At 44.8% G+C, this 18,463-nt stretch carries 36 protein-coding genes; 19 read left to right on the top strand and 17 right to left on the bottom strand.

What is annotated here, in order from left to right; all coding sequences use genetic code 11:
- The first annotated feature begins 37 nt into the window (after positions 1-37).
- The 3 genes from V7K45_RS18590 to V7K45_RS18580 are packed head-to-tail and all read left to right on the top strand — an operon-like array spanning position 38 to position 754.
- Complete coding sequence (locus V7K45_RS18590) at positions 38-232, top strand: hypothetical protein (protein ID WP_335005917.1); 195 nt, start codon at positions 38-40, stop codon at positions 230-232.
- A complete protein-coding gene (locus V7K45_RS18585) occupies positions 229-405 on the top strand; it encodes a hypothetical protein (protein ID WP_335005915.1) in 177 nt (58 codons plus the stop codon). Before V7K45_RS18590 ends, V7K45_RS18585 begins: the two co-directional genes overlap by 4 nt.
- A 4-nt stretch (positions 406-409) precedes the next feature.
- Positions 410-754 (top strand): hypothetical protein, encoded by a 345-nt coding sequence (locus V7K45_RS18580; protein WP_335005912.1) that lies wholly within the window; start codon positions 410-412, stop codon positions 752-754.
- Here the strand turns inward: V7K45_RS18580 and V7K45_RS18575 are convergent.
- The 13 genes from V7K45_RS18575 to V7K45_RS18515 all read right to left on the bottom strand — a co-directional run bounded on the left by V7K45_RS18575 (position 747) and on the right by V7K45_RS18515 (position 7,987).
- Positions 747-926 (bottom strand): hypothetical protein, encoded by a 180-nt coding sequence (locus V7K45_RS18575; protein ID WP_335005910.1) that lies wholly within the window; start codon positions 924-926, stop codon positions 747-749. The two genes, V7K45_RS18580 and V7K45_RS18575, sit on opposite strands and share 8 nt — an antisense overlap.
- Positions 927-945: 19 nt before the next feature.
- Positions 946-1,311, bottom strand: a complete 366-nt coding sequence (locus V7K45_RS18570) for a hypothetical protein (RefSeq protein WP_335005908.1) — start codon at positions 1,309-1,311, stop codon at positions 946-948.
- Positions 1,312-1,323: 12 nt separating this feature from the next.
- Positions 1,324-1,776, bottom strand: coding sequence for a hypothetical protein (locus V7K45_RS18565; protein WP_335005906.1), 453 nt, complete (start codon positions 1,774-1,776; stop codon positions 1,324-1,326).
- A gap of 1 nt (position 1,777) precedes the next feature.
- Complete coding sequence (locus tag V7K45_RS18560; protein ID WP_335005904.1) at positions 1,778-2,089, bottom strand: hypothetical protein; 312 nt, start codon at positions 2,087-2,089, stop codon at positions 1,778-1,780.
- Positions 2,089-2,406, bottom strand: a complete 318-nt coding sequence (locus V7K45_RS18555; RefSeq protein ID WP_335005902.1) for a hypothetical protein — start codon at positions 2,404-2,406, stop codon at positions 2,089-2,091. The genes V7K45_RS18560 and V7K45_RS18555 overlap by 1 nt, the downstream gene beginning before the upstream one ends.
- Before the next feature lie 2 nt (positions 2,407-2,408).
- Positions 2,409-2,747 (bottom strand): hypothetical protein, encoded by a 339-nt coding sequence (locus V7K45_RS18550; RefSeq protein ID WP_335005900.1) that lies wholly within the window; start codon positions 2,745-2,747, stop codon positions 2,409-2,411.
- Positions 2,744-3,247, bottom strand: a complete 504-nt coding sequence (locus tag V7K45_RS18545; protein ID WP_335005898.1) for a hypothetical protein — start codon at positions 3,245-3,247, stop codon at positions 2,744-2,746. The genes V7K45_RS18550 and V7K45_RS18545 overlap by 4 nt, the downstream gene beginning before the upstream one ends.
- On the bottom strand, positions 3,244-3,453 hold the full coding sequence (locus V7K45_RS18540; protein ID WP_335005896.1) for a hypothetical protein: 210 nt from the start codon (positions 3,451-3,453) through the stop codon (positions 3,244-3,246). The genes V7K45_RS18545 and V7K45_RS18540 overlap by 4 nt, the downstream gene beginning before the upstream one ends.
- The gene (locus V7K45_RS18535) at positions 3,446-3,988 is read right to left on the bottom strand and encodes a hypothetical protein (RefSeq protein WP_335005894.1); all 543 of its coding nucleotides are present in this window, start codon (positions 3,986-3,988) and stop codon (positions 3,446-3,448) included. The genes V7K45_RS18540 and V7K45_RS18535 overlap by 8 nt, the downstream gene beginning before the upstream one ends.
- Before the next feature lie 115 nt (positions 3,989-4,103).
- A complete protein-coding gene (locus V7K45_RS18530) occupies positions 4,104-4,925 on the bottom strand; it encodes a hypothetical protein (protein WP_335005892.1) in 822 nt (273 codons plus the stop codon).
- Positions 4,925-7,261 carry a hypothetical protein gene (locus tag V7K45_RS18525; RefSeq protein ID WP_335005890.1) on the bottom strand — a complete coding sequence of 779 codons (2,337 nt, stop codon included), beginning with the start codon at positions 7,259-7,261 and terminating at the stop codon, positions 4,925-4,927. Before V7K45_RS18525 ends, V7K45_RS18530 begins: the two co-directional genes overlap by 1 nt.
- Positions 7,228-7,515: a hypothetical protein gene (locus tag V7K45_RS18520; protein WP_335005888.1), complete on the bottom strand. Its 288-nt coding sequence runs from the start codon at positions 7,513-7,515 to the stop codon at positions 7,228-7,230. The genes V7K45_RS18525 and V7K45_RS18520 overlap by 34 nt, the downstream gene beginning before the upstream one ends.
- Positions 7,516-7,681: 166 nt before the next feature.
- Positions 7,682-7,987 carry a glucose-6-phosphate dehydrogenase gene (locus V7K45_RS18515; RefSeq protein WP_335005886.1) on the bottom strand — a complete coding sequence of 102 codons (306 nt, stop codon included), beginning with the start codon at positions 7,985-7,987 and terminating at the stop codon, positions 7,682-7,684.
- Positions 7,988-8,206: 219 nt separating this feature from the next.
- On the opposite strand from V7K45_RS18515, the gene V7K45_RS18510 reads away from it, so the two are divergent.
- The 3 genes from V7K45_RS18510 to V7K45_RS18500 all read left to right on the top strand — a co-directional run bounded on the left by V7K45_RS18510 (position 8,207) and on the right by V7K45_RS18500 (position 9,470).
- A complete protein-coding gene (locus V7K45_RS18510) occupies positions 8,207-8,788 on the top strand; it encodes a tyrosine-type recombinase/integrase (protein ID WP_335005883.1) in 582 nt (193 codons plus the stop codon).
- Positions 8,785-8,937: a hypothetical protein gene (locus tag V7K45_RS18505; RefSeq protein ID WP_335005881.1), complete on the top strand. Its 153-nt coding sequence runs from the start codon at positions 8,785-8,787 to the stop codon at positions 8,935-8,937. The genes V7K45_RS18510 and V7K45_RS18505 overlap by 4 nt, the downstream gene beginning before the upstream one ends.
- A gap of 206 nt (positions 8,938-9,143) precedes the next feature.
- Positions 9,144-9,470 carry a hypothetical protein gene (locus tag V7K45_RS18500; RefSeq protein ID WP_335005879.1) on the top strand — a complete coding sequence of 109 codons (327 nt, stop codon included), beginning with the start codon at positions 9,144-9,146 and terminating at the stop codon, positions 9,468-9,470.
- A 71-nt stretch (positions 9,471-9,541) separates the two neighbouring features.
- Here V7K45_RS18500 and V7K45_RS18495 read toward each other — a convergent pair whose 3' ends face one another.
- The 3 genes from V7K45_RS18495 to V7K45_RS18485 form a co-directional block, all read right to left on the bottom strand.
- On the bottom strand, positions 9,542-10,015 hold the full coding sequence (locus tag V7K45_RS18495; RefSeq protein WP_335005876.1) for a DUF4102 domain-containing protein: 474 nt from the start codon (positions 10,013-10,015) through the stop codon (positions 9,542-9,544).
- Positions 10,016-10,075: 60 nt separating this feature from the next.
- The gene (locus V7K45_RS18490) at positions 10,076-10,771 is read right to left on the bottom strand and encodes a hypothetical protein (protein ID WP_335005874.1); all 696 of its coding nucleotides are present in this window, start codon (positions 10,769-10,771) and stop codon (positions 10,076-10,078) included.
- A gap of 80 nt (positions 10,772-10,851) precedes the next feature.
- Positions 10,852-11,124 carry a helix-turn-helix transcriptional regulator gene (locus tag V7K45_RS18485; RefSeq protein ID WP_335005872.1) on the bottom strand — a complete coding sequence of 91 codons (273 nt, stop codon included), beginning with the start codon at positions 11,122-11,124 and terminating at the stop codon, positions 10,852-10,854.
- A gap of 340 nt (positions 11,125-11,464) precedes the next feature.
- Between V7K45_RS18485 and V7K45_RS18480 the strand changes: the two genes are divergently transcribed.
- The 13 genes from V7K45_RS18480 (at position 11,465) to V7K45_RS18420 (ending at position 17,386) form a co-directional block, all read left to right on the top strand.
- Entirely contained in the window at positions 11,465-11,767 is a 303-nt protein-coding gene (locus V7K45_RS18480) for a hypothetical protein (RefSeq protein WP_335005870.1), read from the top strand.
- Positions 11,742-12,212 (top strand): hypothetical protein, encoded by a 471-nt coding sequence (locus V7K45_RS18475; protein ID WP_335005868.1) that lies wholly within the window; start codon positions 11,742-11,744, stop codon positions 12,210-12,212. The genes V7K45_RS18480 and V7K45_RS18475 overlap by 26 nt, the downstream gene beginning before the upstream one ends.
- Positions 12,199-12,456: a hypothetical protein gene (locus V7K45_RS18470; RefSeq protein ID WP_335005866.1), complete on the top strand. Its 258-nt coding sequence runs from the start codon at positions 12,199-12,201 to the stop codon at positions 12,454-12,456. Before V7K45_RS18475 ends, V7K45_RS18470 begins: the two co-directional genes overlap by 14 nt.
- A 9-nt stretch (positions 12,457-12,465) precedes the next feature.
- Positions 12,466-12,978, top strand: coding sequence for a hypothetical protein (locus V7K45_RS18465; RefSeq protein ID WP_335005864.1), 513 nt, complete (start codon positions 12,466-12,468; stop codon positions 12,976-12,978).
- Positions 12,978-13,250 (top strand): hypothetical protein, encoded by a 273-nt coding sequence (locus V7K45_RS18460; protein ID WP_335005862.1) that lies wholly within the window; start codon positions 12,978-12,980, stop codon positions 13,248-13,250. The genes V7K45_RS18465 and V7K45_RS18460 overlap by 1 nt, the downstream gene beginning before the upstream one ends.
- Positions 13,232-13,774 (top strand): hypothetical protein, encoded by a 543-nt coding sequence (locus V7K45_RS18455; protein ID WP_335005860.1) that lies wholly within the window; start codon positions 13,232-13,234, stop codon positions 13,772-13,774. Before V7K45_RS18460 ends, V7K45_RS18455 begins: the two co-directional genes overlap by 19 nt.
- 123 nt (positions 13,775-13,897) lie before the next feature.
- Positions 13,898-14,350, top strand: coding sequence for a hypothetical protein (locus V7K45_RS18450; protein WP_335005858.1), 453 nt, complete (start codon positions 13,898-13,900; stop codon positions 14,348-14,350).
- Between the two features lie 2 nt (positions 14,351-14,352).
- Positions 14,353-14,847, top strand: coding sequence for a hypothetical protein (locus V7K45_RS18445; RefSeq protein ID WP_335005856.1), 495 nt, complete (start codon positions 14,353-14,355; stop codon positions 14,845-14,847).
- Positions 14,840-15,067 carry a hypothetical protein gene (locus V7K45_RS18440; RefSeq protein WP_335005854.1) on the top strand — a complete coding sequence of 76 codons (228 nt, stop codon included), beginning with the start codon at positions 14,840-14,842 and terminating at the stop codon, positions 15,065-15,067. Before V7K45_RS18445 ends, V7K45_RS18440 begins: the two co-directional genes overlap by 8 nt.
- Positions 15,068-15,308: 241 nt before the next feature.
- Positions 15,309-15,452 carry a hypothetical protein gene (locus V7K45_RS18435; RefSeq protein ID WP_335005852.1) on the top strand — a complete coding sequence of 48 codons (144 nt, stop codon included), beginning with the start codon at positions 15,309-15,311 and terminating at the stop codon, positions 15,450-15,452.
- 153 nt (positions 15,453-15,605) lie between these two features.
- Complete coding sequence (locus V7K45_RS18430; RefSeq protein ID WP_335005850.1) at positions 15,606-16,790, top strand: IS110 family transposase; 1,185 nt, start codon at positions 15,606-15,608, stop codon at positions 16,788-16,790.
- 18 nt (positions 16,791-16,808) lie between these two features.
- Positions 16,809-17,042, top strand: a complete 234-nt coding sequence (locus V7K45_RS18425) for a hypothetical protein (RefSeq protein WP_335005848.1) — start codon at positions 16,809-16,811, stop codon at positions 17,040-17,042.
- A gap of 26 nt (positions 17,043-17,068) precedes the next feature.
- Positions 17,069-17,386: a hypothetical protein gene (locus V7K45_RS18420; RefSeq protein WP_335005846.1), complete on the top strand. Its 318-nt coding sequence runs from the start codon at positions 17,069-17,071 to the stop codon at positions 17,384-17,386.
- A gap of 392 nt (positions 17,387-17,778) precedes the next feature.
- On the opposite strand, the gene V7K45_RS18415 is transcribed toward V7K45_RS18420, so the two are convergent.
- On the bottom strand, positions 17,779-18,273 hold the full coding sequence (locus tag V7K45_RS18415) for a GFA family protein (protein ID WP_442942010.1): 495 nt from the start codon (positions 18,271-18,273) through the stop codon (positions 17,779-17,781).
- Positions 18,274-18,463 lie beyond the last annotated feature (190 nt).

Raw genomic sequence — 18,463 nt, 5'->3', positions numbered from 1 at the left:
GTGTAGTGTTATACGCTCACTAGAAATCAGGAGTGCAATGAAGCTTCAGCAACTAGTAATTGCCAGTGTAGTATTTGTTTTGGCGGCTGTGCCAAAAATTGCGTTTGCAGATGAAGTGTGGAATAGCGGCTATGGCAAAGTAGTCTATCAAAGCGATCGCGGTAAAACTGCTATATGGACTTATCCAGGAGGAACTATCTTCATTGAAGGGCTAGCTGGAATCCCCACATGAGTGAAACCGACATAGAAAAGTTACTACGGCTTCAACATGAAAGCTACAAAGCTTTGAAACTCAGTCTGAAACTAGAAGAAAAATCTAAACTAGAGCTTTTAGGAATAAGCATAGCGCTGACAAAGTTGGCAACAGAAGCGCAAGAACTAGCAGAACACAAACCGCTAAGTTGATTATGTGAATATCCAAGAGAGTAAACTGGGTGAGAATTTCCACAAGACACAAGACATGAATGAATTAACGATCGCAGAAGACCCAAAACAAATTATTTGGGACATGATGACCAGTTTCTCAGAGAGAACGTGGTCAGCTCGCTGGGCTTCAGGGCTAGAGTTCCTGTTATGGGAAAAGGTCAGATCGTGTTCGGACGACCTGACCTTGAGGGAGATTGCTGACTTCAATTTTTATGCGGGGTTGGCTGGCGGCTGGTGGATGTGGGACAAAGTTCAGAAGTCAGAAGTATTCGTCGATCTAGCTCAGTGGCAGATTATTTACTCCGATTACATCACCGCCACTAGTTGATCGGCTTGTCGGTGGCAGGTCGTTGCACCAAATAGCCGAGTATAGCGGTGCTAATGCCTGTAATGATTCCGGCAGTATTGCCCCCAATCATTCCAGAACTGCCAAGTACCCCGGAAACTCCAGCAACTAAACCTAAAATTGTAGAAAGACGATCCAAAGTTTTCTGAGACATTTGATTCATTCCTTATTAGTTAAAATTTGTCGTCTCGAATTTGAAAATTAGATTGCTTGTTTAGAAAACCGACTATCTGTTTAACCCAGTTAGCCAGCCTGTCAAATTTGTGCTTAATCAGATTTTCAACACCATTAATTCGATAGTCAATAAACAATTTCTTCTCGTTGTACTCGGTTAAATGTACATCCACCTTTCGCTCAACGGTGTACAAGCGCTCGACAATATTATCCTTAAGCTGATCTACAGCTATTAATACAGTGTTTTCAACTCTATTGATTTTGGCGTTGATATTTGCTTCTACCTGTGCCAAGCGATAAATAGCTCCTGTCACAGTCAGCAGTCCAAGAATGATAGTAAGGGCGTTGTTAATGTCAATCTTCATTTCTTAATTAACTTATATTTTTCTCGCCCAGATTTTCCTTCCAGAAAAATAATAATTTATAGCCGATGCATTCTTGCCATTGATAGACCATACAAATTCATGCAGTCCATCAGTAGCAATGGTGATATTCCTGATAAGGATTGCGTTGACGATGGTTGATGGTGAATATAGATCCATATCATCAAATGCCAACGCACCATCAATTTCTAGCTTCAATATGCCTACGTTGTTATTACAAACCGTAATAAGATTTATTGCATAAGTTCCAGCAGCAAGAATCCTTTTGAATGAAAATTTATCCCCATTAGCCGAAGGGTTTTGATACACTTCAATCCCATAACCAAGGGCAGGGTTTGTGTCGATTCTTAGTTGCCCGCCGACTTCCACCAAGCTTTCATCATGCCAGTGGGTGAAACTAGTCGGAAGCAATAATTCGGAAAATTCTTGTTGATTGAATAAAGGCATTTTAAGTCAACTCCCGAACCAAAGCATTACCATTGGCAGCCGACCAAATCCCACTAATTACCCCAGTGTAATTAAATGGAACTTCATAATATCCACCAGCGAATAATTTAGCAGTGAAAGCGCTGGTTGTTGCGGTTGCGCCAAATTCTAGATATAGAGTAGCGGTGCTATCATTCCAAATCGTTGCACCTTTGCGATTGGAATTAGCAGCCAAAACTGTTACGCTGCTTGTACTAGAAGCAACAGTGGTTGGTGTTGAATCATCACTGGTTGGTTGAACTAGCGTTGCTGAAGGAGGATTATATAAAGCCATTATTCAATACACTCCGTGAAAGTTAATTTACAGTTATTAGCAGAGATAGCCGAAACCTTCCCAACATAAAGATTAGATTGGTTGATTTCATAACTTCCTCTCGGTCTTAAAACAATTCCTCGACCAATAGCACCTTTAGATTTGTCACCCAAAATTAAAGTGATATCAGAAGAAGAATTATTTATAAAAGCTGCATATTCTCTGTTGCTATTGGCGTTGATAACTGTATCGCCAACAGTAGCCGTCAAATCCTTTACCCCATGAAGACAGTTACTAAATTTAGTAACTTCAATCGTGTTAGAGGAATTATTAATCATAATTAATCAGTGGGATCGTCAAGGTTGTCAACAAATAATGCCGTGTCAACTTTGACGCGTACTGTAAATTCAAATTCTGGCGCTTCTGGCGTACCTGTTATTTGCTGAGAGGTGAATTGAATAGGCGGGAGATTAGCACTAATCCTTGATTCATTTACTTGCTCAGTCAATGCAGACAATGCTTGCATTAACTTCACAATGCCTTTAACGCAGGAAGTATTAAGCGTTAAATTATCGCCTGTTGCTAAGTTGAAATTGAGTTTTACTTGATTATTACCAACAAACTCAAGTGCACCTGCGGCTAATTTTTCAGATAAGGCTGAAAAGCTCAATGTCGTCATAAATTATCAATCTTAAATTCAATAGTTTCTAACTTTGACCTAACTGCATTCACAAGGTCTTCTGTAGTATCCGTTTCCGTACCAAGGTATTCCCAAACGCCCAAAGTTATCTGCTCAATCCACGGCAATGCTTCAAATCGCAAGCGGTAGTTACTGGTAAGTTTGGGAAAAATCACCAATTCAATGGCATTGAGCTTGATTAAATGGCGATTGCCGTCTATTTCAGTAGAGGGAACCTGCCCCAAGCCCTCAAAAATCACGGTGTCGTCGATGTGAATACCGCTGATTTGTTGGTAGAAGTAACCGGCTCTAACCCAACTTGGCTTGGCATTCAACCAAGAAGCACCGACCAAAAAAACGTGCTTGTCGGTTAGGTATGGAAGTTCAACCGGGTCAATGAGAGGAGCGCGAATTCTGCGGTTTTGGGGATTGCCTACCAGCTTTTGATAGTAGGTCAATTCCCATGCCCCGACCGCTGTCAGGTCGAGGTTGATTGTCATACTCCAACTAATTCCCAGTCATCAGCTAGTTCAAAAACATCAAATTCCTGTTCGTCCAGGAAATCAAGGAATGTATCCGGGTGAATTTCTCCTTGAAGAAATGCATCCGTGATTTGCGCGCGCTGGAGCATGAGGCTAATTTCTTCTTCATACTCCAGTTGAGATTGTCCTGGATACCAAATTGCGGGAGTTTCTAATCTATTCACCACTGCCAGTTAAAACAAAGTATTCAGGAGTAAACCAGACCCGACCGTATGCACCGCCTAGCTTACCCTTCACTGCGGTGAAAACGCTTTTTACCTCATCATCTAAGGCAGAAGCCGACTGAATGGAAATGGGAGCAGTGTAACTGTACTGAGTATTACCACCACGATTACCAGGGGCATATCTCTTGTAAGGGCGAGTGCTACCCAGTGCCCGAATAATTTGAGGTGAGTCATCCGCTACTGTTGCGTGGACTTGAGCCGGACGTGAGCCACGAGGCATTGGATCTTCTGCGGCTGCATCTGGAACGTTTAGTTCTGTTTGGCCAAAGAACAGAATGCCTTTTTGAGATGCCTGTACTTTATATTTTTTTGGAGTCCCAGTTGCAGCAATTTGCATCGGTTTGTAAGCTACGGCAATTTTAGGCTGCTTGCGGCTGGTTGCTCCTTCTTCTCGAACTGGGGGATTATAATTTTCCCGTGCTTGAGCGTATTGGAGTTCTTTTTGGATCTGTTTGAGGCTCTTACGTCTGCCCATACTTAGTTATTTTTTTGTGTAAATTACTTCGCGTAATTCAGTTCTAGCAGACGTTTTGGGTCAATTTTCCCAGACGGATTACTTAAAGTAGTCCAGCAAATTTTTGGAGTAATTCTCAACCAACGCGCTCGATTACACTTCGGAGTCTAGTACCCCCAACTGACACCAAGTTGACTGGGTTGGGTTGCCCCCAAATCAGCAGTTGAGCGTAACGGAATTTCACATCAGCGCGGCGACGTTTGATTGGTTTTTTGACGGTGCGGCCGTAAACTCGATGAGTACCTGGAGACAAGGAATAAGTGCGATCGTTTTCGATGAACTGGAAAAAATCACGGTCAAAGGGATGCTCTTGTATTTCCAAAACTGATCTGATGGTGCTTTCTGCTTCAGCTTTACTGCTTACGAGTAATCGCAAATTGTAGCCCCGATTTTCATCTGTATAAGTCGCTTTAAAATGTCCTTTGCTCCAAACAAGCGGAGGAGTAGCAAAGATATTTTTAATATTTCTAGCTAACCGTTCTGCATCACTTCTACTGATAGTTTCACTAGATTCTGTCATTAATCTAAAGGTAATTTCTCCCTCTAATTGTGGCAATCCATCGCCGTGAGTTTCATGGTCATAAGCTTCTAAGAAATATAGTTTAATTTGTGGCTTAAAAGTTCTGTCTGTTTGAGCATCGTAAACAGGTACACCATAAACGGGTCGCTGCAATGCTTGAGCGTGTCCACAAGTCACTTCAAATAACCACATTCGCATCAATGTCATTGTTGCGGTATCTTCATCTTTAATTAAGCAAGTGTGTTTTAACCTAGCTTTTGGGGTACTAATATCGTTATCTTCTTGATTCTTGAAGTAACTTAGTACGGCTTTGTTATGGTCAAGCCTAACCAAATCTTGCAAGTTTTCCCACTCGCTAAAACCTTCTGGCAGTGGCATTATTCGTCAGCCTCCTTATCTGAATCTGCAATATTTAACCCCGTAGCACTAACTGATTTACTTGAATCAGCAGATGCCTTAATTTTCACTGCTTCCGGTGGTTGTACGCCCTGCTTTGAATTATCATCCTCACCTATTGACTTACTTAATTCATTCTTCAATTCTCCAATCTGAGCAATATTTTGCTCAACGGAGACTACCTCAGAGGCTACTTGATCTACTTGAGAAACAACGTTGGTAACTCCTTCTACTGTGGTAAAAAATTTGTTATGAAAATTAGGCTGTGGATTGAACCACTTGTAAGCACTCTCTCCGACTTCACCCCATTTACGCAAAGCATTTCCTATCAACGCTACATAACTGCCAACAACTTCCAACGCACTAAGAATTGAATATCCAATCGATTGCAGTGCATTAAATATGTTTGCGGTCGCTTGATATATTCGATTAGCTTTTCTATATTCTGCTACCAACTCGGTATAATTCGCTTCACCAAATATTGCTTTGAAAAAGTTGGCAGTCCATTCTGAGACGATACTACCAAAGCCTGATTCCTCGCCTTTCTCATTCTTCCATTTAAAACCTACTGCTTGAGAGATGTTATCAATGGCAGCGAATAGAGTTTGAGCTAAGTTGTTGGAAAGCATTAAAGCATTGTGGAAAGTAGTAACTAGAATCAAAATGTTGAGGATTCTATCTACTTGTAGGGTTTGCCATAATCTAGTGAAAGTGCCTGATAATCCACCAGGTAATAAATCGCCCAGCTTCGTATTAATTAACTCTAAAAGTGCTAATTGTGCAGCATTTGCACCAGCATTAATCTTGTCTAGAAGGTTAGCTGTATTTTGATTATTATTTTGGTTTATGTTATTAGCGGAATCATCTATTGCATTTCTCAAACATCCCCCAGGTTGAGCAATTTCGCATACCGCGCCTTGGGTGGTTTCCTTGTTCGCCGCTTGCACAGTTGGAGATTTTGCGATCGCGTCTGGTATGCCCTGAATCGCTGGAGTTAATGCCGCGATTGCAGTTGCAATGGCTGTGATGCGTCCAATCTGCTCGTCGAAATCTTTCTTTTGTTGATCTGACGCTAGCTCTGCTGGGGTTTTCGTAATTGGTGCTGACCTTGCCTTTGGGACGGGCGATAGAGTATCACTAATCGGCACAGGTTTTGCCGTTTCTGGTACATACGCGGGATAGGCGAACGTTGACGGATTTGAAGAGGAAGTTGATGCTTCACCGCTTGAAAGCATCGGCGTAATGCGTGGTACAGCGATGTCTTCTGGTTCCGCGAAGGGTAATGGCTGACGTTGCTCTTTTGGCTGCATTTGCGGCAACATCCCACCCAGATTTGAAGGCTGATGCTCCGGGTTGGGTAGGTAACTTGGGGCAAGTCCACCGTGACCGGGAAAATAGGGCGCACCGTTGGGCGTATTGTTCGATGGCTTTGATGGTGCTATCTCTCGGATCTCGCCCCTTCTAGTACCACCTCCGGGTACACCAGATGGAATGATATTTGTAATGTTTATCGGATTTTGAACTAGTTGTGGCGGGACATTGCTAACAGGAGGCGTTGGCACTTGGATATCAACGGGTGTATCGGGTGTTCCTCCGATGTGTGTAATCTGTATATTTCGTAGGTTGTATGGAACAGTGCCACCATAAAAGCCGCTTCCTTGGTGATACACCTTGGAGCTTCCGTCATTATCCCTCGCTATCACATCGACACCTGGGGAGCCGACACCGGGGTAATTAGCGAGATGAATTGATTCTATGGGCCCGAAGACTTGAATATTGAGAACTTGTTCGTCGCCAGGATTCCCGTTAAATGTCGTCGAATACTGCGCTGTTACCTGATACCTTCCTCCCTCGCTCTGTCCGCCTTTGAATGGTGGATAATTTGGAGTGAATGTCTCAAGGTGTGCAGTTCCTTTGGGCAAATTTTGAGCAAACAACCAATCAGAGAACAGCGTTGCTGCTGTACTTCCAACCATTGCCCCAACTACACCACCAATTGGCCCACCGATCGCAGTACCGATAACAAACCCAGCGCCATAACCAATTGATCCAGCAACGGTACTAGTTACGGCTTGCGTGACACTTTGACCGACAACTAATCGCGTACCAATGGATAGGGCAGCACCTACACCGGGTACGACAAGTCTCCCAGCCGCCTGTGGTAATGCTCTCGGCAAGGCACTAATTGCATTTCCGGCTCCCGTTGCGATCGCTTCCCGTAATATCGCTGGGCGTGGTGTCGCGGTCGGCTCTACTAACGAGTCGGCTCGCGCTGCTGTACCGTTTAGGGTTGGCGGTGGCGAACCGGTGGACGGCAACGGTTGGCGTTCGGGTGTCGATCGCTAGCAAGTGGTGATTCGCGCCGTGTTTGAACGAACTCCGCCTCTATAACTTCACTTCCGCTAATGCGGTTTCGCAGGTCGTTTCGTTGGACTTGGGCGCGTTCGAGTAATAGCCTATTTTTCTCGTTCGTAGCAGCCGTTTCAGCCCTGATCCTTTGCTCTGCCGCCGCTTGGCGCTCTAAACGTAATGCAATTTCGGCAGGACTTTCTTTGTATTGGTATGTTGGCAAAGTACGCTCGTACCGCACGCGAGCGCTGATAGCTTCAAAATCAATTGGATCGCCAGCCGCGATAGCACTGGCCGGGCGATTTGTAAGGGAGCCGTGTAACGCCGCATCGCTGGCATCAAGCGAAGCAAATTGGCGTGGATTTTCCATAATGGTTCGCCAATTATGCTTAGTTTGCCTTAAACGAGGCGGGTAACGCAGTGTTGCTTAATGGTTGAATGTACGTCCAGTTCTTGTTACTACCACTAGCTTGATCGGGGGAGACTTCAAGCGAAAAGCGAACGATCATCCGTGTCTTGGCATCGGCTGCCACCCAAAAATTGTTAGCTTGACAAGCGCGCTCGGTATAGCCAGCTCCTTCAATGACGACCAATGTGGGGTTGATGGTAAAAAGTGCCGATCCTAACCATGCCGCAAGTTTTTCTAATGTGTCGATCTGAGATGGAATATCTGTTGCTGGATTAAATGCTGTCATTTTTTGAAGAGATTTTTAATTAGCTACTCTTCAGTTTTATGGGTCAATCAAAATTGTGTAAATGTTCCACTTTTATGTAAAACAAGCACATTCACCGAGGACGCGTAACGCTTGCTGCTAATAGGATTGAACCGAATATTTCTAAACTATAAAGTTAGGAATGTTCCGGTTTAACCAGTGTGCAAGGTTAAACCGGAATAAGCAGAAGTAAAAAATAAAATGAAAAATAATCGAAATGGACAAGCCGCAATTTTAAGCGAAGCGGATTATTCCAAAATTCGCAAGCAGATCCGCTCTCAAAAATATAAACTACTTTTGGATCTGGCTTGGTACACCGGGGAAAGGTGGGGTGCGCTGGTGAAGTTGCAACTTCTCGACGTGTACAACCTTGATGGTACACCCAGCGAGTATATCAACTTCCGCGCCAGGACTCGCAAGGCAACGCCGAACGGAAAAAGACAAACTCGCCAAGTGCCAGTCCATGACACTTTAGCTGAGTTGCTAGCAGCATACAAGCCTTCCCCCGGTTCAGTTTGGTTATTTCCATCTAGAGAAGCGGATAAGCCAATGGGGTTAAGGGCGGCTGACCAAATTTTACGCACAGCTGTAGAAAGAGCCGGACTAGCAGCCAAGGGGATCTCTACCCATTCCACCCGCCGCAGCTTCATCACCCGACTGGCAAAAAAAGGGGTGAGCTTGGCAACGATTAAAAAAGCCACTGGTCACACTGACTTAAAGGTGCTTTCACGTTACATCGAGGTGAGTGACGAGGATGTTCGGAGCGCGATCGCAACTTTATGATCAACAAACTCCTATTCCTGCAAATCGAAATCTTCCTTGAGGCATTTCAGGCTGGGAAGTATGACCATCCACTGTTTCTAGCTATGACTCTAGAGTGTTTGGCGAATCAGGCATGGGATGAAGTTGACCGACTCTACCCAAATTTATGACAAATCAGGCTTAGGGCGAATAAACTCAAACCAAGCTATGAAAAGCTCGCAAATGCAACAAGAGCGTAGCTTGCCGCCGTAGGCATCGCGCAGTTCATCCTATTTAGTGCGATCGCTTTTCATTGGGCATTCGGCATTGGGAGAAGGGGGAATAGGGAATAGGGAAGTGGTAATATTGCCGTGTTACACGGCTATTGTTGCTAATCATGGGACGGACTCGCACAACCTGGAAATCGGGTAGTACTTGGCGCAGTGGGAAGACTACCTCTATTCGCGTACCGATTGCGCTCAAAGACAACATTTCGGTTTACGCTAGGGCTGTTGACTCCAAACTGTTAAACAATGAGTCTGCAAAAATCCCCATGCTGATAGGGGATTTCTTACAAATAATTGACCTTTACATCGCTTGGAGAACCAAGAATTACCGCTCTACCAAACAATTTAGAGAACCAGATATTACCGCTCGTACCTGGGATGAGTTGCGGAAGCTTCAAGACTTGCTGCGGCAATCTCCAGAACTGTTGCAGGAGTGAAACCTTTGCGGCATCTCTGACAAAACCACCTTTGCACTACTGTCTGGTCAGACAATTTATAGCTACCGTTTTTAAAAATTAGTGTTGTTTGGTTGCATCTTGGGCATGGTGGGCGATTCATTCTTCCAGCCTCGGATTAATTTCTCAATATCAGATGGAAGCTTACCATCTGCGATCCAAACTTCCACATCTGCTTTTTTACGCTTGGCGATGATACTGTTCACACTGCCCAGGTAAAGGCGGTTTTTCTTCCTGCCTACCATCCAGCAGTAGCGGTAATACCAATATTTATTACCTGAACGCTCTACCCAATACTTTTCTAACCAGTGGGTATCGTGTTGGGGCGCAGTTTTTAAGGTATCAGTTGCAACGTGCGCCCCAACACTTGTATACGGAAAGTCCGACTCTGAGATTTGCGCCCCAACACTATGTGACTCTTGGGGGGTGAGTTCATCCCAGTAAGGATCGTGAACAATATTCCTGGCTTGAGTTGGTGCAATCGCAAATAATGCTAATTGTTCACCTGCATAAGGTTTGTGTTTCATAATGTTTGTGGATTAATAGAATTTATGGCCGTTGCAGCGGCCTTTTTTTATGAATAGGAATTAACCAGAGGGGAATAATTCTTCCCATTCTGTAGAGTTCCCAAACATGGAAAGTAAGAGATTATAATTACGCGGAAACTCCCACCATCTTTGTCTCAAACACTGACGTATAAATCCCTCAGGGTTAAGAATTTTATCTAACGCACCACGGAGATTAAACATTAAAAGTGCGAGTTTTATCTCGTTAGTTGGACGCTCAAGCACTTCTTTCTCGGTGGAGTTAAAATGTATACCGTTCTCAGCGAGAGTCTCTAAGTTGATATCAGAATTAGAATGCTGCTGCTGTATATCACCCGGAACGGTAGATTTACCATTTGAAGTGGGTGAAGTGTAACTTAAATTATGGTTTTGTAAGTTTTTTTCTCGCTTCTTTCTCAGTGGCTTCAACCATTCGAGAGGTCTTACAAGTAACTTAAATATCTTCCAAGAATACTGTTTAACGACTTGGATTACTCTGTGTTCTACTAGCTGCTCAAATATCTGCTTGAGGTAATTATGTGAGTATCCTTTACCTCTTGCTTTGGCTACTGTGGCGTTGAATTCTGATAAATATGGCTCGACTTCTTCAGCTATTGCACCCTGCCTCATTAGCCATTGCCAAAGTGATTTTGCAGCAGGGCAAATATGATGTTTGTAGCAGAATGCTTCGTGTTCTTCCGTCCAAGGAAGTGCATTTTTTGATGAATTTTCTGGCATAATACTATTAGTTTGATATCAGAAAGCCACCACCGACCTTACGAATCTGGGTGGCTTTTTGGTTTTTTTTAGACTTTGCGTTAGGTCTTTTCGCTCAGTCCCTTCGGTGGGCCAAAGTCATCAGGTAAATCTTGGATAGTTTTACCCTTCGATCGCAATAAGCGGTCTAAAGCTTTCATTTGAGTCACCGTAAAGGTAGGGACGCTATCTCCTGCTTCCCAACGGCTAATAGTTCTAGCTGTTGTTCCAATGGCGCGTCCAAAATCCTCTTGAGACATGTCTAGCTCAAGCCTCAGACTCCGCAATGGGGATTCTCCTTGCTGTTCGTTTCTAGTCGGTCTTTTCTTTATCATGATACACGTTCTAGACACGTTGTCTAGAACGCTTGACAAAAACAATGCGTCTAGACATAATGTCTGGTTAGAGGACAATAAAAGACCAGCCAAAAACCTGACTTGGCTAAGAGCAGTATTTGGCTGATCTTTTGCTAGTGTCTCACCCAGGCGTAAAGCTGCTGTGATCTCTCTCCCCCACGCCTAAACCTTTGCGTGGCAAACATGGAGAAAGCACCCGCGCCTTGACCTTGCGCGGACACACCCTGAATCTGATGCCAAGTAAAAAGGCAACCGCTACTCGCCAGCGATCGCCTTCGTTGAATTTGTATGGATTTATTATCTTGAGGAGATTTTACCAATGTCCAAGCCACTAGGCTACTACACGGGGTATACACCCGGCGATAATTCACTTTTAGAAACAGTTCAAGAGGAGTACGGCAGCACATTTGAGAAAATGACCAAACGAGAAAAGCTGGTTATTCTCACCGTTTTGGCATCGCATATTGGTTGCCAGCTTGACGGAGATGTTCGGGGTGAAATTTTTGCGATCGCAAAACAGATGAGAGATGAGCTTTCACTCTCCGACCAGGCAGGAGTAATGGAAGCGATTATTTCCCAAGTGAGATGGGGGCAGAATGCAGAACCTATACACCACTCCTGAAGCAGCCAAGTTAACCAACATCCCAGAAAGTACGATCCGCAGTTGGTTACGCCGATATCCTGAAGTGTTTCAGTTCAACGTTCACGTTGTCGCTGATGAGAATGGCGTGAAACTGTGGACTGATGCCGGAATTGAACTGTTGCACAGCCGACGTGCATCAAAAACTGCAACGGATGACGATGCAGAAATTGATGCAGAATCCGATGCACCGGATTTACTTGAGTCACTGTTAGAGGAAGATTCACAGCGCCTCGCTAACGAATATTACCGACAGCTACCCGGTCGCACCTTGCAACGGATTAGACAGATGCGGTTCAATCCCACACCCGAACAACGCAAAATAGTCGAGTTGTCATTCCGCGCCGCAATCAACGCCGGAACTGACCATCTACTCTTACCCACATATCAGCCGATGTTGCTAGAGGGAGGAGATGAAACAGACTAAGAAACAGCTTACCAGCAAGGTTGTCCCGTTCACCGGCGAATTTTACCCAGTTCCCGATCCTGAACCAAAACCCGGCGGGAATAACATCGCTAGTTATTTGGTAATCGTCGCGGCTGCACTGGTTGCTGGTTTAAGCATGGGTGCAATGTCCACTTACCAGAGCGCTTCGCAAGTGCAGCTACGTGAGATGAAAGCGCAAAGCCAGCAGTTAGAAAAAGTCAAAAGTCAGGTTTGTAACAGATAGGAGTAAACAATGGGAATCCTTGCACGAATTACCAGCGCTGCAAAGTCCAGCAACAAGAGTAATGAATCCTCACTTTCGGCGGGGGGACACGGGATTGATAAAAATCAGGTGTTAGCCCCCACAGATCCAACTGTCATCAACCCGATGAACGCGGGAACTTGGCAGACAGTGAGAACTGCACCGATTAGTGAGACACCCAGGTATTTTAACAAAGCTGAGGCTGATGCACTTAAACACCTTGCAACTCAAAAAAGACTTGAAGCGCGTCAGGCGAAACGCGCTTACAAATCTCTCAAAAAGCTCGAACAATCGGATGCACAGGTGCATACTGCTCATCGTAGCTACATCAAGGAAGTTGCAGACAGCGAACTGACCAAAAAACGGTCTGATGCTTCAACCGCAAGGCATTTACACACCCTCAGACCGGAATATGCAAAGTTAGGCTTCGGCTTAGACCGCGCCGAAAACAGGGCACAGCAGCGAATTGACGAACTCAAAGCCAAAATCAAGGAAAAATACTAATGGCAAAGGCGGTACACCTGGGGGCTTGGTTCCTTCTAGGGTGTATCGCCTCTAGCTTTGTGGCTTGGCTAGGGGCGTTACATCCAGCTTTATTTCGGGTGATGTGGGTTATCTACATTATGTCTGGGGTCGCTCTAGCACTTGCTTTGCTGACAGATGACGCGGTGAGAGCGTTTCTCAAGCTGTCTGAACCAGATTATTATGCCTTGCTGATTGCGATCGCAGTTTCGATTGTTCTGGGAGGAATGCTTTCATGGCTGATAGGTGGTTGAAAACCAACTGTTTGCTAGCTAGCGCAGGTGCTTTTTGGCTAGCTGCACTTTCTCCCCTGCCCCAAATTGGCAAGGGAATCAGCTACAGCTTGGCACTTGTTGCATCAGTGCAACTAGTCGGAGAATCTCGGCGACTGATAGCGCAAGATGCCCGACGTGCAGCGTTAACGGCTATGAACCAAGAACTAGAACAAGTAGAAATTGGCTTGCATACCCAGCAGCAAGAGCAAGCGCTCTATGAAATCTATGGCGCAGCGCCAACTTACCCGCCGGAAGTTAGGGAGGAATTAACCACTAGCCTGGAACACTTATATAAGGAGCCGAGCGCGGATCGTAGCGGTGAAACTTCCGCTTCCACTTCCGACGATAAAGCCTTCTATTTGGCTGTGAAGTCACTACTGGAAGTCAGAGGGGAGACTTATGTGATTGAGCAAGTTTTAAAGATGGGTGGCCGCCGATGGGAGGAGGGCAAGCGGCGACTGCAACAGATATTGCAGCAAGGCAGGGAGGAGGAGTGGGACTAATTCAAAAGCGATGGCTGCGCCAACGCCAAGGGCGAACGCGGTCAGAGGAGTGCGATCGCGTAGCTCGCCGCAGGCATCGCTAATGAATTTATCTACCAATGTCAAAAATATCACACAACTGTTATGGGAGCTATTGACAAAGGAAAGGAAATTATCAAGGAGGCGATTCGAGCGACTCAAGCGGGTTTAGTGGCTCGAATTCCCGTTGCAGATGAAGCCAACTTAGTTGTATTTGAACGAGCATTGAGAGCGGCAGATGTTCAGCGAATGATTGTACAGAAAGGGGTTAGGGTTGAATTTTATTTTCCAGAAGCGCCAGTAGAGCAAGCTAAAAAATCTATGTTGCAAGTTATCAGGAGTGCATCGGCTGAAATTCAAGAGATTGTGTTTCCTGTTATCGCCCAAGATTACGCTGATGCAGAAATAGCCCTAGCTAGTCCAGAAGTGCAACGAGCGCTCAACCGACGCGGTATCACTGCATCACTCCGGCAGGAATCTCAAGAGCAAATAGTTATCGCTAGCATTGACCAAGTAGTAAGCGGTGAATTGGACAGATATTTGAGGGAACGGGAATAAATATGACAGATAATTCATCATTCAATCAAGAGGAATCTGATAAATATAAAGCTGCTTTTAAACAGCTTAGTAATACAAATACCATTCCTCTACTAATTTCTGAACTATCTGCTTTTATGCTAATTGCTCAACTTCAATTAGCATTTCGGCATCCAAATAATATTGGTGCAAGTAGGGATGTAGTAAGAGAATCAATTCAGCCAATAGTTGATTACTTTACTGGTGATGTTAGGGAAATTTTAGAAAGAGGTTTTCATCCAGAATTTGATATAGACACTACACCACAACCCGATCCAGCTTGGGACTACTACGAAATATGGCAATTATTACACACTATCAAAAATAAAATTGATGCCGGAATGAAGTTTATATCTGGTGAAGAACTGGCAGACAACACAACTGATGAAAAGCTTAAACAAATACTAGAGCCAGCTTTAGAACAGCTAGAAGAAGTTATCGAAAATCACTTAACAAATTATTCAGATGACGATGAGTAAACCATCAATGAATGAGTCCGTTATTTTACCCAAGGATTTGTATGTACTGAACAGTTTAGCAATCGGAATAGCTATACAACTTCTCGCCAAAATGACTGGGGAAACTATAGAAGATTGGAAACAATATGTAGGGGCAAAAGCTAGCGAACAATACCGTGAATTATCACCTGAAAGAATTCAAGAAATAGTTGAGTCTCTGGATGACGAAATAACCGCCTGATGAATCGCAATTGCGATCGTTCAACACATCAAATGAACATGAACCTGAATAAATATTCCATTCGACAAAGGCGGGAGTTCATAAAAGCCATAATTCTTGATGCCAAGCCCAATTCAAGTACGACACTTGTTTATCACTATGAATACGAGGTGATTCTCTTGAATAAAGCTTTCACTAATAATTTAAAGAAAAAAGCTGCGGCGAAAAACTTCACATTAGAATTTGCTGTGTACACCGCCTGATGAGCCGGCTAACTCCCCGGCGAAACGCGATCGCACCGGATCGCGTCGCGGACTGGAGTCCAACCCAGACGTACAGCCCATACACACAGCAGCTTAGGGCTTTTAGCTGGAAACAAGCTTTTATGGCTTTCCGTTATTCATAAGCTCGGCTGCTGTGAGTGTGCTGTTTTCTCCCTATGTCGCCGCAGTTCGCGTTGCGGCATTGCCTTGAGAGTGAACTAGGCTCAAAGTGGCCTTCGGGTGATTCGCAGGCATGGCATCAGGGAACAAGACGAAACCACCCAGAGGAGAACTGAATGATTAGAATTTTGGGACTTGATGTTAGCAAGTCCTCAGTTTCGGCTTGTCTGCTCGTGGATAAGCCCGAAGATCCACGTCAATTTTATTATGAATGTCCGTTTTTTAAGTTGAGCGCTGATGCAAAGGGAATTCAAGATTTACTCGCCCTCAACGCGGATATTGCATTGTTAGAACCAACTGGCAACAACTACAGCAAGCTTTGGGGTACTCACTTGGCACGAAGCGGGGTAGAAGTCCGGTTGGTTGGTCACAAGGAATTGCGAAATTATCGAGCCAACCACCTAGCACTCCCTGATAAAGATGATGATGCCGATGCCCTAGCACTGGCTTGCTACTACTTCGACTACCAAAAAGACCCGCGGCGATTTGTGCAAATTCGCGATCGCGAAATAGTCAGAATTCGGGAATTAGTACTCAGACTTGCTCACCTTAACCGCGTTCAATCTCCGATCGTGAATCGCATTCGACAAGATTTAGCGTGGCAGTTCCCAGAAGTTGCACATACGAAGTCCCGGCGGGGTGAATTAGGTGAAGCGCCTTTGCTTTGGGGCTGGCTTGCTGGAATTCGCAAAAGTACACGCTATGACCGTCTTTACTCCCAAACAGTAGGCTTGGGAATCACTGACACTGTTCGAGAACACGCAAAACGGATCTGTGACCTCCAGCGTGAAGAACACGTCATCGAGGGAGAGTTACGCCAATTGCTTACCGATCCTCGCTTTGACCATTACCGCACAGTTTTCAAAAAGTTTGGATTTGGCGATCGCCTTTCGTCGGTGATTATTTCCCAGATTTACCCCATTGAGGGATTCTTATTAGACGGTAAACCAGAGGTGAGGATACGCCAGGGGCGAAATTCTAAAAAGCCTACTAAACGCCACCTTTCACTGAGAAGATTTCAGAAAGCTTTAGGCGCTGCTCCCTCAATGGAAGCATCTGGCGATAGCCGTAAATCTAAAGTAGTAGGCGGTTCCGATTTATGTCGTAAGTCTTTGTGGCAGTGGGTATTTACAAGGATCGAACCGAAGCGATCGCGCCTCAAAAATGATATTGGTAAAACTTTGGGGGAACAGTTAGATACTGAAAAAGCAGCTGGTCGTCCGGTGAAGCTGGTCAGAAATCGGATTGCAGCCAAAGGAGCGCGGTTACTATTTCGGGAACTAGTTAAAGACTTGACGTGACAAAAACGGAATTTTGTAATGAGTGAAAAGTACAAAGGATTTTGGGTAAGTGTTACCACAGTTTACGAATCAACTGAGTCTAGATTAGCTAGAGGCGATTGGCAATCTCGTGTTTTGGGATACAAGTATACAGTTCGCCGTAATGGAAAGCTCTTCTTTTCTTTAGATGAGAATGCCCCGTTGCCACCAACCCATGAAGAAGCAATTGATGATTTTCAGCATCGTGTAGATACAATCCTGGAAAGCTTGTAAACCCTTGACGTGACAAAATGGAGATTATGCCTAATCGGTACTATTACAAATTAGAAGGACAAACCCCGATTCCTGTTGAGTCCTTCATGGAGTGGTCTTTGTGGATGATGTCAGCCAGCACCACGGTTATGCTCAATGAACTCAAAGACTCTATAATTTCAACTAGATTTGTGGGCATAGACTTAAACCCTGGCAGCAACTCGCTTTCTCAGCCGATGATATTTGAAACATTGGTCATGGGTGGGGCAATGGATGGAAAAAGGAACTTTTACCCCACCTGGGAAGAAGCAATAGAGGGGCATCTGAAAATATGCACTCAAGTTTTTAAGCTTTCAAATGTCTAGAGTGAATAACGAGCAATCGTGGAATTTATCATGGCTATTGGGTTGGTAACTCCAATGTCAAATGTGACACATCACGAGAGGATGGGTCGGGCAAGTTGAGCAACACCTGGGGACGATTTTCAATCCGCTTTCTGGTTCCTAATTTTCCTATGCCCTGGGAAGCAAGATGGAGCTATTGCGAGGGCGAACCTACTTTCTCTTGGAACGGAACCCCGCTAAAGCAAACTTCAGTTCAACGCTAAAGTTTATTGACTTTTGTGGCTAAAATCCTCCAAGCCTGACTGCAACCGTTTGAGTTGATGACTGAAGTATTCGCCACTAGTCTTTGGGGGGAGCGGTTTTGTAAGCAATCGCACCGAGAGCCAGTCATAAATCCGTTCCAAAACAGTTCGTCATCGTGCAGGTTTCGACGCTTGCTTGGCGTATTCTTCTATCAAGAGAGCATAGTCTTCGTAATTGGGCAGAGTCTCGAAACTATGAACCGCAGAGGTCATCGCCCATAGCAGCTTTTCCCTCGTCCAAGTTTCGATGAAAGGCGTGAACCATGACGCATCGTCCAGCATTGTTGCACGAAGGTTGACGAACTCGTCTATTCCTTCCGGGCGAGTAAACATCCAACTCATGCAGTGCGGACAGAAGTAATGGCGGGTCGCGCCGTGCAAACCGCCAATGGTCGGCTGACCTTTCAGTATTGAGAACCCAACGCTTGGAATCGCAGCGCTTAAAGAAAAAGCGCTGGCGGTCATTCGCTGACAACCCGTGCAGTGGCAAGCCATCGTTACCAGAGGTGGGGCACTCACCTGAAACCGTATCTGTCCGCAACGGCATCCACCTTCCCAGGGCAAATTCCAGTCGTTCACGATCTGCCGCCTCCATTTTCTATTCATGTTCCATTCATAACTAACAATAATATTTTATGGATTATCTGCAAATACAAAAAAGGGAAGAGAAAGCAATATGCAATCGAATAGTGCGATCGCAAATCATGCTCAAAATTGGGGAATATTTTGCAGCAAATCGACGGGCGATTTTTTGGTGCTTGTTAGGCAAACCCATAGGCAGAAAACAACTAATTCT

The organism is Nostoc sp. (genome assembly GCF_036917375.1).
GTDB lineage: Bacteria > Cyanobacteriota > Cyanobacteriia > Cyanobacteriales > Nostocaceae > Nostoc.
Note: the sequence above shows the minus strand (reverse complement) of the source record. Positions and strands in the feature narration are given on the sequence as shown.